The sequence below is a fragment of the Cupriavidus sp. PB-02 genome, from assembly GCF_058252315.1.
Genome location: NZ_CM177694.1, coordinates 2,800,200 through 2,813,769 on the forward strand (window position 1 = coordinate 2,800,200; position 13,570 = coordinate 2,813,769).

Genomic DNA, 13,570 nt, shown 5'->3' on the forward strand with positions numbered 1-13,570 from the left:
GCCAGACCGCCAGGTCAACCGTACTCCGCATCCACCCGTAAAAAAGCATGGCTCCGCAACGGAGCAACATCATGAATCAAGCCCTCTCTTCCCAAGCTCCCACGCCGACGCGCTCGCGCCGGCTGGCGCGGCGCGCCGGCACGCTCGCGCTGACTGCCATCGCCGCCGCGGCGCTGGCCGGCTGCGCGGCCCTCGGCAATTCGCACAGCACCCAGACCATGGCCGACCCGGCCGCCATGGCGACTTCGCAAACCCTGCCTGACGAGCACGGCCAGTGGCCTTCGCAGGACTGGGTCGCACAATTCAAGGACCCGCAACTGAGCGCTCTGGTCGATGAAGCCGTCAAGGACAACCCAAGCCTGCAGGCAGCATTCGCACGCGTGGAGGCCTCGCGTGCCATGGCCGACGCCACCCGCAGTGCGCTCTACCCGCACCTGGAGTTCGAAGGCAGCCTGATCCGCCAGCGCTTCTCCGAGAAAGACCTGTTCGAAGGCACGCCGCTGGCGGGGTCGTGGCAGAACCAGTCGCGCCTGCAGGTGGGCCTGTCCTATGACTTCGACTTCTGGGGCAAGAACCGCGATGCGCTCGAAGCGGCGCTGTCCGACGACCGCGCCGCCGAGGCGGAAAGCCAGGCCTCGCGCCTGATCCTCGCCACCTCGATCGCCCGCAACTACGCCCGCCTGGCTGCGCTGTACGCGCAGCGCGACGTGGCCGAGCGCGCCATCGCGCAGCGCCGCGACCTGACCGACCTGTCGCGCCAGCGCCTGGCGGCCGGCCTGGATACCCAGGTCGAGACCACGCAAGCACGCGGCACGGTGGCAGCGTCGCAGACCGACCTGCAGCGCGTCGACGAAGAAATCGCGCTGGCGCGCAACCAGCTCGCCGCGCTGCTGGGCAAGGGTCCGGACCGCGGCCTGCAGATCCAGCGCCCGGTGCTGCTGGCGCAGCCCACGCCGACGCTGCCGGACAACCTGACCATCGGCCTGCTGGGCCGCCGCCCTGACCTGGTCGCGGCACGCTGGCGCGTGGAAGCGACGTCCAAGGACATCAACGTCGCCAAGAAAGAATTCCTGCCCGACGTCAGCCTGACCGCCTTCGCCGGCCTGGCCGCGCTGGATCCGTCCAACCTGCTGATGGGCATCAGCCGCACCTTCGGCATCGGCCCGACCATCCGCCTGCCGATCTTCGAAGGCGGCAGGCTGCGCGCCAACCTGAAGGGCAAGTACGCGGGCTACGACATCGCCGTGGCCAACTACAACCAGGCACTGGTTGATGCGCTGCGAGAAACCGCCGACACCATGACCAGCATCCGCAGCGTCGACCAGCAGATCCAGACGCAGCGTGAGGCGCTGGACCTGGCCGAGCACGCCTACGCGCTGGCAACCACGCGCTACAAGGCCGGGCTGGGCACGCAGCTGACCGTGCTCAACGCGGAAAGCAACGTGCTGCAGCAGCGCCGGCTCGCGACCGACCTGCAGGCGCGCCGCCTGGACCTGCAGATGGGCCTGATGAAGGCACTCGGCGGCGGCTACCAGGAGCCCGCTGAAGGCCACGACGGGCACGAGAGCCACGCGCAACAACAGAACAACACCCAGGCGGGCGCCCGCGGCTGATCCGCGCACCCAGTGATTGCAGACAAGATTCACCAGAGAACATCATGAGCAATAACCAGCAAGCGACCGGCACCAACGCCCCCCAACCGGCACCGGTCACGCCCAACAACAACGGCAAGCGCAAGCGCATGCTGCTGTCGCTGACCGCGGCGGTCGTGGTCGCGGGCATCGGCTACGGCGTGTACTGGGGCCTGTATGCGCGCCATTTCGAAACCACGGACGATGCCTATGTGGCCGGAAACGTGGTCCAGGTCACGCCGCTGGTGGGCGGCACGGTGGTGTCGATCGCCGCCGACGACACGCAACTGGTCACCGCCGGCCAGCCGCTGATCCAGCTCGACCGTGCCGATACGCAGGTAGCGATGGAGCAGGCCGAGGCGCAGCTGGCGCAGGCCGTGCGCGAAGTGCGCACGCTGTACGTCAACAACGGCTCGCTCGCCGCCAACGTGGCGATGCGCGAGGCCGACGTCGCCAAGGCGCGCGACGACCTGCGCCGCCGCCAGGCAATCGCCGGCTCGGGTGCCGTGTCCAATGAAGAGATCTCGCACGCGCAGTCCGCGCTCAAGGCAGCGGAATCGGCGCTGCTCGCCGCGCGCGAGCAACTGGCCTCGAACAAGGTGCTGACCGACCAGACCACGGTGGAGCAGCACCCGAACGTGCAGCGCGCCGCGGCCAACCTGCGCTCGGCCTACCTGTCGTTCGCGCGCTCGACCATGCCCGCGCCGGTGACCGGCTATGTCGCCAAGCGCTCGGTGCAGGTCGGCCAGCGCGTGGCTGCCGGTGCCCCGCTGATGGCGGTGGTGCCGCTTGACCAGGTCTGGGTCGACGCCAACTTCAAGGAAGTGCAGATCACCCATATGCGCATCGGCCAGCCGGTGACGCTGGAAGCCGACGTGTATGGCTCCAAGGTGGAGTACCACGGCAAGGTGGCCGGCTTCTCGGCCGGTACCGGCTCGGCCTTCTCGCTGCTGCCGGCGCAGAACGCGACCGGCAACTGGATCAAGGTGGTACAGCGCCTCCCGGTGCGCATCGCGCTCGACGCGCAGCAGCTCAAGGACCATCCGCTGCGCGTGGGCCTGTCGATGAACGTGACCGTCGACGTGCGCCGCGAAGAAGGCGCCGCCATGGTCAGCGCCGCGCCGGCCAAGCCGATGCAGACCGACGTCTATGACAAGGTCGCACAGGATGCCGACCAGCTGATCTCGCGCATCATCGCCGCCAACAACGGCGGACGCAGCACGGGCCTGCCCACTGCCGCCGCCAACGCCAAGCCCGCCCACACCTGATCATGGCCAACTCCCTCACCGCTGCGCAGCCTGGCGGCAGCCAGGCGCCGGCGCGGCCGGCGCAGTCGCTGCCCACGCAGCCGCAGCCGCTGACTGGCGGCAAGCTGGTGATCGGCACCATCGCGCTGTCGCTGGCCACGTTCATGAACGTGCTGGACTCGTCGATCGCCAATGTGTCGATCCCGGCGATCTCCGGTGACCTGGGCGTGGCGCCAAACCAGGGCACCTGGGTCATCACCTCGTTCGCGGTGGCCAATGCGATCTCGGTGCCGCTGACCGGCTGGCTGACCACGCGCTTCGGCGCGGTGCGCCTGTTCATCACGTCGATCCTGCTGTTCGTGCTGTCGTCGTGGCTGTGCGGCGTCGCGCCCAACCTGGAAACGCTGCTCGCCGCGCGGGTCCTGCAGGGTGCCGTGGCCGGCCCGATGATCCCGCTGTCGCAGTCGCTGCTGCTGTCGAGCTACCCGCCCGCGAAGAGCACCATGGCGCTGGCGCTGTGGGGCATGACCACGCTGGTGGCGCCGATCATGGGCCCGCTGCTGGGCGGATGGATCTCCGACAACATGAGCTGGCCGTGGATCTTCTACATCAACGTGCCGGTGGGGATCATCACCGCCTATGCGACCTGGGCCATCTACAAGGACCGCGAAACGCCGACCAGGGTGCTGCCGATCGACCGCATCGGCCTGGCGCTGCTGGTGATCTGGGTAGGCTCGATGCAGCTGATGCTCGACAAGGGCAAGGAGTTGGACTGGTTCCACTCGACCGAGATCGTGGTGCTGACGCTGGTGGCGATCGTCGGTTTCCTGTTCTTCCTCGCCTGGGAAACCTATGAGAAGCACCCGATCGTCGACATCAGCCTGTTCAAGGGCCGCAACTTCAGTTCGGGCGTGGTGGCGATCTCGGTCGCGTACGGGCTGTTCTTCGGCAACCTCGTGATCCTGCCGCTGTGGCTACAGACCATCGTCGGCTACACCGCGACCGATGCGGGCATCGTGATGGCGCCGGTCGGCATCTTCGCCATCCTGCTGTCGCCGCTGATCGGGCGCAACCTGCCGAAGATGGATGCGCGCTGGGTCGCCACCGCGGCGTTCATCACCTTCGGCATCGTCAGCCTGATGCGTTCGGGCTTCACCACCCAGGTGGATACCTGGACGCTGATGGTGCCGACGCTGATCCAGGGCGCGGCCATGGCGATGTTCTTTATCCCGCTGACGTCGATCATCCTGTCGGGCCAGCCGGCCGAGAGGATCCCGGCGGCGTCGGGACTGTCGAACTTCGTGCGGATCACGTTTGGCGGCATCGGCGCCTCGATCTCGACCACGGTGTGGGAGAACCGCTCTGCCCTGCACCATGCGCAACTGGTGGAGCAGGTCAACCCCTACAACCCGGTCTACCAGGACCAGCTCAGCCATCTAATGCAGATGGGCATGAGCCAGCCCCAGGCCATCGGCGTAATGGAGCGCAATATCACCCAGCAGGCGGCCATGCTCGGCGCAAACGATATCTTCTGGATCTCGGGAATGCTGTTCTTCGTGCTGATCGGCTTTGTCTGGCTGACGCGGCCTGCCAAGGGCGGTGGCGGGTCGGCGGACGCGATGGCGGCGCACTGAACCGCGGTAAGGCAATGCAAATGGGGCGCCCTGAGGCGTCCCATTTTTTCGCTTCGGCAAGGCTATGCCTGCTTGCGGCCCTTCCCGTACAGCCGATAGACCGGGCAATAGCCCATCACACCAGTCAGCAAAGGCACCAGCCCGATCCAGCCCCACAGCGTCCCGGGCCTGACAAACACCAGTGCGATCAGCGCCGCGCCAACCACGATCCGGATCACACGATCAGCGACACCAACGTTTTTGCAGAACGACATCTTTTGCTCCTGTTTGCCAACTAAACGGAGCGAGCTTGCACCTGGCCGCAGTGGAAGCCTTTGACCAGACCACAATTGGCACATCAGTCGATGCAGAACCGGATTAATCCGAGGCCGCGGAAAAACAAAGAGACCACGTGCCCCGGTCGATCCGGGCTCACGTGGCCTCCTTGCTGACGCCGGCAGGACGCTGCCTATAGCTTTACCAGTCGCTCAGGCCGCAATGCGCCCTCACGCATGCGCGCCACGCCCAGCAGCCGCGCGGGCTCGCCGGCATACACGCGCACCAGCGCTTCCTCGTCCAACTCGGTGCCGGCCGGCAGGTCACGGCGCGCGATGCGCTGGCCTTGCAGGAAACGCCCCGCCGCCGCTTCGTCCAGATGCACCGGCACACACTTCTGCAGCAAGGCATCCACCGGCGCCAGCATGGCCGGGCGCTGCGCGTCGTCCTGCTGTTCGATCTGTTCCAGCGTGACTGCGCCGTCCAGCGTCAGGTCACCTACGGCGATCCGGCGCAGCCCCGTCAGGTGTGCGCCGCAGCCCAGCGCCTCGCCGATATCCTCGGCCAGCGTGCGGATATAGGTGCCCTTGCTGCAGGTCACGCGCATGGTGAACGCGGGCGCCTCCGGCAAGGCGCAGTCGAGCAGTGCGATCGAGCGGATAGTGACCCGGCGCGCCGCGCGCTCCACGGTCTGGCCGGCGCGCGCGTATTCGTACAGCGGGCGGCCGTCCTTCTTCAGCGCCGAATGCATCGGCGGCACCTGGTCGATCTCGCCGAGGAATCGCTGCAGCGCCTGCTCCACCGCGGCGCGGTCGCAGGTGACCTCGCGCACATCGAGCAGTTCGCCTTCGGCGTCGCCGGTACTGGAACGCGCGCCCAGCCGCACCACGGCGTCATAGGTCTTGTCCGCTTCCAGCAGGTCCTGCGAGAACTTGGTGGCCTCGCCGAAGCACAGCGGCAGCAGGCCGGTGGCAAGCGGATCGAGCGTGCCGGTATGCCCGGCCTTGGCCGCGCGCAGCAGGCGCTTGGCGCGCACCAGCGCATCGTTGGACGACAGGCCTAGCGGCTTGTCGAGCAAGAGCACACCATGCACCTCGCGGCGCGGCAGGCGCGGCGGACGGTTGGCGTTGGAATCGGTCATCGGAGGGAAACAGGGGGCGACGGCGATGCGGCGCGCGGATGGCCGCAGCGGTCAGGCCATGAGCCCATGCCTGACGGCATGGGCGCCGGCTCAGTCGTCTTTCGAACGCGTGGCGTTCGCTTCGTTGATCAGCTTGGACATCTCGATCGCGTGTTCGACCGAAGTGTCGTGCAGGAAGCGCAGCGTCGGCACCGTATGGATGTGCAGGCGCTTGTACAGCAGCGAATGCAGGAAGCCGGCCTTCTCGTTGAGGATGGCTTCGGCCGTTGCCGCCTCGGCGCCCAGCACGGTGAAATACACCTTGGCGTGCGCGTAGTCGGGCGTCAGCGCAACCGATTGCAGCGTGACCAGGCCGAGGCGCGGGTCGCGCAGTTCGCGCTGGATCATCTCGGCCAGGTCCTTCTGGATCTGGTCGGAGATGCGGAGATTGCGGGAGGAGATGCTGCCTTTCTTGGCCATTCAATACTGTCTAGTCGAGATGACAACGGCAGGCCGAAGCCTGCCGTTGCTTGCGACGCCTTACAGCGTACGCGCCACCTCGGTGATTTCGTACACTTCGAGCTGGTCGCCTTCCTGAACATCGTTGAAGTTCTTGATGGACAGACCGCACTCGAAGCCTTGCTTGACTTCCTTGACGTCGTCCTTGAAGCGCTTCAGCGAATCCAGCTCGCCGTCGTGGATGACCACGTTGTTGCGCAGCACGCGCACCAGCGAGTTGCGCTTGACCAGGCCGTCGGTAACCATACAGCCGGCCACCGCGCCGATCTTCGGCACGCGGAACACCTGGCGGACTTCCACCTGGCCGATCGTGGTTTCGCGCTTCTCGGGCGCCAGCATGCCCGACATCGCCGCCTTGATCTCGTCTACCGCATCGTAAATGATGTTGTAGTAGCGGATATCGATGCCGTTGTGCTCGGCCAGCTTGCGCGCACCGGCGTCGGCACGCACGTTGAAGCCGATGATGACCGCCTTCGAAGCCGCCGCCAGGTTGACGTCGGACTCGGAGATGCCACCCACGCCACCGTGCACGATCTGCACGCGCACTTCGTCGGTCGACAGCTTCTGCAGCGACTGCACCAGCGCTTCCTGCGAACCCTGCACGTCGGCCTTGACGATCAGCGGCAGCGACTGCACTTCGCCTTCGGCCATCTGTTCGAGCATGTTCTCCAGCTTGGCGGCCTGTTGCTTGGCCAGCTTCACGTCGCGGAACTTGCCCTGGCGGAACAGCGCGATTTCGCGCGCCTTGCGCTCGTCCGGCAGCACCAGCACTTCTTCACCGGCGGCAGGCACTTCCGACAGACCCTGGATTTCCACCGGGATCGACGGGCCGGCTTCCTTGGTCGGCTTGCCGTTCTCGTCCAGCATCGCACGCACACGGCCGTAGGCGCTGCCAGCCAGGACCACATCGCCACGCTTGAGCGTGCCGCTGCTGACCAGGATGGTCGCGATCGGGCCCTTGCCCTTGTCGAGCTGGGCTTCCACCACCAGGCCCTTGGCCGGAGCATCGACCGGAGCGGTCAGTTCCAGCACTTCGGCCTGCAGCAGCACCTGCTCCAGCAGGTCGTCGATACCCGTACCGGCCTTGGCCGACACCGGCACGAACGGCGAGTCGCCGCCGTATTCTTCCGGCAGGACCTGCTCGGCCACCAGTTCCTGCTTGACGCGGTCCGGGTTGGCTTCGGGCTTGTCCATCTTGTTGATCGCCACCACGATGGGCACGCCGGCAGCCTTGGCGTGCGCAATCGCTTCCTTGGTCTGCGGCATCACGCCGTCGTCGGCCGCGACCACCAGGATCACGATGTCGGTAGCCTTGGCGCCGCGGGCACGCATGGCCGTGAAGGCCTCGTGACCCGGGGTGTCCAGGAAGGTGATCACGCCGCGTTCGGTTTCCACATGGTAGGCACCGATATGCTGCGTAATGCCGCCGGCTTCGCCCGCGGCAACCTTGGTGCGACGGATGTAGTCCAGCAGCGAGGTCTTGCCGTGGTCGACGTGACCCATCACGGTCACCACCGGCGGACGCGGCAGCAGCTCGGCGTCGGTGTGGTCTTCGCCATCCACCACCAGCAGCGCTTCCGGATCGTCCAGCTTGGCGGCGAACGCCTTGTGGCCCATTTCTTCCACCACGATCATGGCGGTTTCCTGGTCCAGCACCTGGTTGATGGTCACCATCTGGCCGAGCTTCATCATCTGCTTGATGACCTCGGACGCCTTCACCGCCATCTTGTGCGCGAGATCGGCCACGGAGACGGTTTCAGGCACATGCACTTCACGCACCACCGGCTCGGTCGGCGCCTGGAAGCTGCTGCGGCTGTCGTCGTGTTGCTGCCTGCCGCCGCGGCCACGCGGGCCACCGCGCCAGCCGCCCACGCCGCCCGACGAATCGCCGCGCGTCTTCAGGCCGCTGCCCTTCTTGCGCGAGCCTTCGTCCTGCCAGGTCGACGAAGTGCCGGCCTTGACGACCTTGCCCTTCTTGTCGGCGGTGGTGGTGGTGGTCGTGGCAGCCGGCTTCTTGTCGCCCGGCTTGGCTTCGGCAGCGGTCGCGGAAACCGGCTTGACCGGCTTGTGCAGCGTGCCGGTCTGCTCGGCCTTCTTTTCCTCGGCCTTGCGCTCGGACGGCGCCTTCAGCACGCGTGCCGGCGCATTCAGCATCTGCTGGATGGCGCGGGCTTCGGCTTCTGCTGCCTCGCGACGCTTGCGCGAGGCGATTTCCTGCTCGGCGCGAGCCTTGTCGGCGGCGGCCTTGGCGTCGTCGGCGGCCTTCTGCGCCTCGGCGCGTTCGGCGGCGACTCGGGCCTTCTCGTCCTCGGCTTTCTTGCGCGAGGAGTCTTCCGCGGCCTCGGTCACGGCGCGCGACGCGGCAGCCTCTTCCTCCACCTTCTTGGCGGCGAGTTCGGCCTGGCGGCGCTGCTCCGCTTCCAGGGCTTCCTGCTGGGCGCGGCGCTCGGCTTCCTCGCGCTCGGCTGCCTCGCGGGCGGCCTTGGCATCGGCTTCCTGGCGCGCCAGCAGTTCGGACTGGCGGCGTTCTTCCTCTTCGCGGCGTGCCTGCTCGGCGGCGTCGACGACCGGGGCCTGGGCCTCGGCTGCGTCAGCGTGTGCGTCGGGCTGGGCCTCGTCGCGCTTGATCAGCACGCGCTTCTTGCGTACTTCCACCTGGACCGTACGGGTCTTGCCGGTGGAGTCCGATTGACGGATCTCGGAGGTTTCGCGCTTGGTCAGTGTGATCTTCTTGCGGGCGCTGTCATCGGCCTGGCCGTGCGAACGCTTCAGATAGTCCAGCAGCCTGGTCTTATCCGATTCCGTGATGACGTCTTCTGGCGCAGCTTTGCCCACCCCAGCCGCCTGCAATTGTTCCAGCAGGGCAGCTGCGCTGCGACTCAGTTCTGCGGCCAGTTGGGCAACTGTTGTGCTTGCCATTCAAACCCTTTCAATGCTTGGTTTCTTCGTCGGGACAATCGTATGCGGAAAGCGCGCCCGGGCCAGGTATAGGCCGGCCCGGCCGTGTCCCTCAGTTAAACCAATGTTCCCGTGCTTTCATGATCAGCGCCTTGGCTTCTTCATCGTTGACACCGGTCATCTCGACCAGCTCGTCCACGGCCAGTTCGGCCAGGTCGTCACGCGTATGGATATTGCCTTCGGCCAGCTTGCCGATCAGTTCCGGGTTCAGGCCGTCGAGCGAGCGCAAGTCCTGCGACACCTCTTCCACCTTTTCTTCCCGGGCCAGTTCCATCGTCAGGAGCGCATCACGCGAGCGATTGCGCAGCTCGTTGACGGTGTCTTCGTCAAAGGCCTCGATCTCCATCATTTCACTGATGGGGACATAGGCCACTTCTTCCAGCGTGGAGAAGCCTTCCTCGATCAGGATGTCGGCAACTTCCTCGTCCACGTCCAGCTTGGCCATGAACAGCTTGCGTACGACATCGCTCTCTTCGGCCTGCTTCTGCGCCGATTCTTCCTGGGTCATGATGTTGATCTGCCAGCCGGTCAGCTCGGACGCCAGGCGTACGTTCTGACCGCTGCGGCCGATCGAGACGGCGAGGTTTTCCTCGTCGACCACCACGTCCATGCTGTGCTTCTCTTCATCGACCACGATCGACTGCACCTGTGCAGGTGCCAGCGCGCCGATCACGAACTGCGCCGGGTCTTCCGACCACAGCACGATGTCCACGGCCTCGCCGCCGATCTCGTTGCGCACCGCCGTGACGCGGGTGCCGCGCACGCCGACGCAGGTGCCGATCGGGTCGATGCGCTTGTCGTGCGCCACCACCGCGATTTTGGCGCGCACGCCCGGATCGCGGGCAGCGGCCTTGATCTCCAGCAGGCCTTGTTCCATCTCCGGCACTTCGTTCTCGAAGAGCTTGATCAGGAACTCGGGTGCGGTGCGCGACAGCTCGATCTGCGGCCCGCGCGCTGCGCGGTCCACATTCAGGATGTAGGCACGCACGCGGTCGCCGGTGCGCAGGTTTTCCTTCGGGATGATCTGGTCGCGGGCCAGCAGCGCTTCCACGCGGCCGGACTCGACGATCAGCCCCTTCTTGTCGGCACGCTTGACCGTGCCGGTCATGATCTTTTCGCCGCGATCCAGGTAGTCGTTCAGGATCTGCTCGCGCTCGGCGTCGCGGATGCGCTGCAGGATCACCTGCTTGGCAGCCTGCGCGCCGATGCGGCCGAACTCGACCGACTCGATCTGCTGCTCGATATAGTCGTCCAGCTCGATGCTGGGGTTCTCATCGCGGGCTTCGAACAGCAGGATCTGCTTGTCCGGCTCCTGCAGACCCTGATCATCGGGAACGACCAGCCAGCGGCGGAAGGTTTCATGCTCGCCCGACTCGCGATCGATCGCGACCCGGATATCCACGTCTTCTTCGAAACGCTTCTTGGTGGCCGAGGCGAGCGCCGCCTCCAGGGCACCGAATACCACATCCTTGTCGACGTTCTTCTCACGCGCAAGCGCATCGACGAGCAACAGAACTTCGCGGCTCATTGCTTGTTCCCTTTTCTTTGATTTCCTTTGAAGTCGAATACCGGCACCAGGCGTGCCTTGTCGACATCGGATACGGCAAATTCCAGCAGCGCCGGGCCATCCTTGCCCTCGAACTCCAGGCCGACCTTCTCCGCGCCCGCCTCCCCGGTGGGCGCCTGCAGGATCCCTGTAAAGTTCTTTTGCCCGTTGACCGGCAGGCGCAGCGTGATGCGCGCCTCTGCGCCGACAAAGCGGCCGTAATCGGCCAGCTTCTTCAGCGGCCGGTCCAGTCCGGGCGACGAGACCTCGAGGCGTTCATAGTCGACATTCTCGACCGTAAACACGTGGGTGAGCTGGCGGCTCACCTTTTCACAATCCTCGATGGCAATGCCGGTTTCAGGCTGATCGATGTAGACACGCAGAAGTCCGGCGGGGGCACGCTCGAGCTCAACAAGCTCATATCCCATGCCGTTAAGGGTGGTTTCGATCAAATCTGCCAGATGCACTGTTATCCCGAGTAATGGCCATCAACACCGTGGCAGGCAAACCCGCCGGTGCCGTCCGGGACGACCCTGCTGCAGCCCTGCCTGTCCGCCATCCGCGCCTCGCGCCGGAGCGCGGGGCCGAAAACGGGCGAACCAAAAAAAAATGGGCGCAATGCCCATCATTCGCCCATCCTCGACGAGGATGGCTTTTTGAATAGACTTGAATTATACGCTGATTATGTCGAAAAGGCAAAAGCCTGACATAGTCGCACACTGCGGGCTGCGCCGGCGGGTCTTTTACCCGCCATGAGCAGCATCGAGCACTCAGCGATTGCCGCCGCGGTTTCCCCCGCGGTTACCGCCGCCGCCGCCACCACCGCCGCTGCCACCGCCGCGCGGCGTGCGGTTTCCACCTGGCTTTGCCGCCTTCGGCATCACATTTCCGTTCGCTTCACCGCCGCCACGACGCGGCGGCTTGCCCTGCCCGCCCAGGCCGGCGCCACCGCCACCGCGCGCCTGGCGTGGGCCGGTGCCGCGCCCGCCGCCCAGATTGGCCGCGTGCGAGGTCAGTAGCGTGGGGCCGTGGCTGATATAGCCCATCGACGTCTTCATCGGATCCGGCTGGCCGCCGCGGCTGCCGCCACGGGCACCGCCCTGTTCGTAGCGTGGGAGGCCATCCATGCCGGTGTGCATCGGCATGCCGGCGATGGCGGCTTCGGTGCGCTGCTTGCGCCCGCCGACCTTGGTCGCGCCCTTGCTGGGCTGCTCGCTCTTGCCCGGCACCTTCAGGCCGACGCCGGCCATCAGCGCCTTGACGTCATTGGGCTCGACTTCCTGCCAGCGGCCGCGCTTGAGGCCGCGCGGCAGCAGGAACTGGCCGTAGCGGGTGCGGATCAGGCGCGACACGGTCAGGCCGACCGCCTCGAACATGCGGCGCACTTCACGGTTGCGGCCTTCGGTCAACGCCACGTGGTACCACTGGTTGACGCCCTCGCCGCCGCCATCGGCAATGCGCAGGAAGTTGGCTTCGCCGTCGTCCAGCTTGATGCCGTGCAGCAGGCGCTGGCGATCGGCCTCGGCCAGTTCGCCCAGCGTGCGCACCGCGTACTCGCGCTCCACACCGTAGCGCGGATGCATGAAGCGATTGGCGATATCACCCGAGGTGGTGAAGATCAGCAGGCCTTCGGTATTGAAATCCAGGCGACCCACCGCGACCCACTTGCCGGTCTTGATGCGCGGCAGGTTGTCGAACACGGTCGGACGGCCTTCCGGATCGGACTGGCTGACGATTTCCCCGGCCGGCTTGTGGTACAGCAGCACGCGGGGCGGTTTGGTCGACACCTTGCGATGGATCAGCTTGCCGTTCACGCGGACCTGGTCGGCCGGCAGGATGCGCTGGCCGATATGAGCAGGCAGTCCGTTGACCGAGACGCGGCCCTGCAGGATCAGCTCTTCCATCTCGCGGCGCGAGCCCAGGCCGCCCTCGGCCAGCACCTTGTGCAGCTTGGGGGCGTCGTCCTCGGCCGACAGCTCGCGCACCGGCTTGGCCTTGGTGCGCGGAATGACGGTGTCGTCCTTGTCGTACTGCTCGGAGATCACGAAGCGGAACAGGTCTTCGCTGTTCGCCGCACCCTTGTCCGCGCCGGGCTGGGCCTGGCCTTGCCCCTTGCGCTGCGCCTGCGGCTTGGCGCCGTCCTTGCGGCGGCCCTGCTGGCGGGCGCCGGCGCCCTGCACTTCGGCGGGCGCAGCGCCCTTGCCGGCGCGCTGCTGGCCCGGCTTGCGCTTGCGGCCGGCCTGCTCGGGCTTGTCGGCGCCTTCGCCCTTGGCGGCGCGGTCGATTTTCTCGGCCTTGGTGGTCGAGGCGTGCCCACCCTGGCTGCCCTGGCCACCCTCGCCCTGACCCGTCTTGCGCTTGCCGCGGCCACGCTGGCCACCGCGTCCGCCCGCAGGCGCCGCCGCAGACGCGGCGGCTGCCTCGCCGGCCTCGCCCTGCACCGGTGCCTCGGCACCTTCGGCGCGGCCGGCATCGCGATCCTGCGCTGCCTGGCGGCGAGATGCCACCAGGTTCCTCAGCCCGCGGCGCAGCCCCTTGCGGCGGGGCGCGGCTTCGCTGCCCGATCCGGGTTCTGCGGCGCCGGTATCGGCGGATGCACCCGCATGGCGGGCGTCTTGCTCTACGGAATCAGACAAGGTATTCACTATCGGATGTTGCAT

General features: G+C 66.6%; 10 protein-coding genes. 3 read left to right on the top strand and 7 right to left on the bottom strand.

The annotated features are described in order from the left end of the window. The first annotated feature begins 71 nt into the window (after nt 1–71). From AC10V3_RS13130 to AC10V3_RS13140, 3 genes are read left to right on the top strand one after another with little or no spacing between them, the layout of a single operon-like run. Complete coding sequence (locus AC10V3_RS13130; protein WP_022535706.1) at nt 72–1,613, top strand: AdeC/AdeK/OprM family multidrug efflux complex outer membrane factor; 1,542 nt, start codon at nt 72–74, stop codon at nt 1,611–1,613. Between the two features lie 44 nt (nt 1,614–1,657). Continuing rightward, nucleotides 1,658–2,899 carry an HlyD/EmrA/EmrK family protein gene (locus tag AC10V3_RS13135; protein WP_022535707.1) on the top strand — a complete coding sequence of 414 codons (1,242 nt, stop codon included), beginning with the start codon at nt 1,658–1,660 and terminating at the stop codon, nt 2,897–2,899. 2 nt (nt 2,900–2,901) lie between these two features. Then, complete coding sequence (locus AC10V3_RS13140; protein WP_022535708.1) at nt 2,902–4,512, top strand: DHA2 family efflux MFS transporter permease subunit; 1,611 nt, start codon at nt 2,902–2,904, stop codon at nt 4,510–4,512. Nucleotides 4,513–4,574: 62 nt separating this feature from the next. Here AC10V3_RS13140 and AC10V3_RS13145 read toward each other — a convergent pair whose 3' ends face one another. The 7 genes from AC10V3_RS13145 to rluB form a co-directional block, all read right to left on the bottom strand. Then, on the bottom strand, nt 4,575–4,766 hold the full coding sequence (locus AC10V3_RS13145) for a YgaP family membrane protein (RefSeq protein WP_022535709.1): 192 nt from the start codon (nt 4,764–4,766) through the stop codon (nt 4,575–4,577). A 194-nt stretch (nt 4,767–4,960) separates the two neighbouring features. Next, entirely contained in the window at nt 4,961–5,908 is a 948-nt protein-coding gene (gene truB / locus AC10V3_RS13150) for a tRNA pseudouridine(55) synthase TruB (RefSeq protein ID WP_022535710.1), read from the bottom strand. 90 nt (nt 5,909–5,998) lie between these two features. Then, nucleotides 5,999–6,367 (bottom strand): 30S ribosome-binding factor RbfA, encoded by a 369-nt coding sequence (rbfA, locus tag AC10V3_RS13155; RefSeq protein ID WP_022535711.1) that lies wholly within the window; start codon nt 6,365–6,367, stop codon nt 5,999–6,001. Between the two features lie 60 nt (nt 6,368–6,427). Further along, nucleotides 6,428–9,325, bottom strand: coding sequence for a translation initiation factor IF-2 (gene infB / locus AC10V3_RS13160; protein WP_022535712.1), 2,898 nt, complete (start codon nt 9,323–9,325; stop codon nt 6,428–6,430). Nucleotides 9,326–9,416: 91 nt separating this feature from the next. Beyond that, entirely contained in the window at nt 9,417–10,892 is a 1,476-nt protein-coding gene (gene nusA, locus AC10V3_RS13165) for a transcription termination factor NusA (RefSeq protein WP_022535713.1), read from the bottom strand. Next, complete coding sequence (gene rimP, locus AC10V3_RS13170) at nt 10,889–11,377, bottom strand: ribosome maturation factor RimP (RefSeq protein WP_022535714.1); 489 nt, start codon at nt 11,375–11,377, stop codon at nt 10,889–10,891. Before rimP ends, nusA begins: the two co-directional genes overlap by 4 nt. 303 nt (nt 11,378–11,680) lie before the next feature. Continuing rightward, entirely contained in the window at nt 11,681–13,570 is a 1,890-nt protein-coding gene (rluB, locus tag AC10V3_RS13175) for a 23S rRNA pseudouridine(2605) synthase RluB (protein ID WP_022535715.1), read from the bottom strand.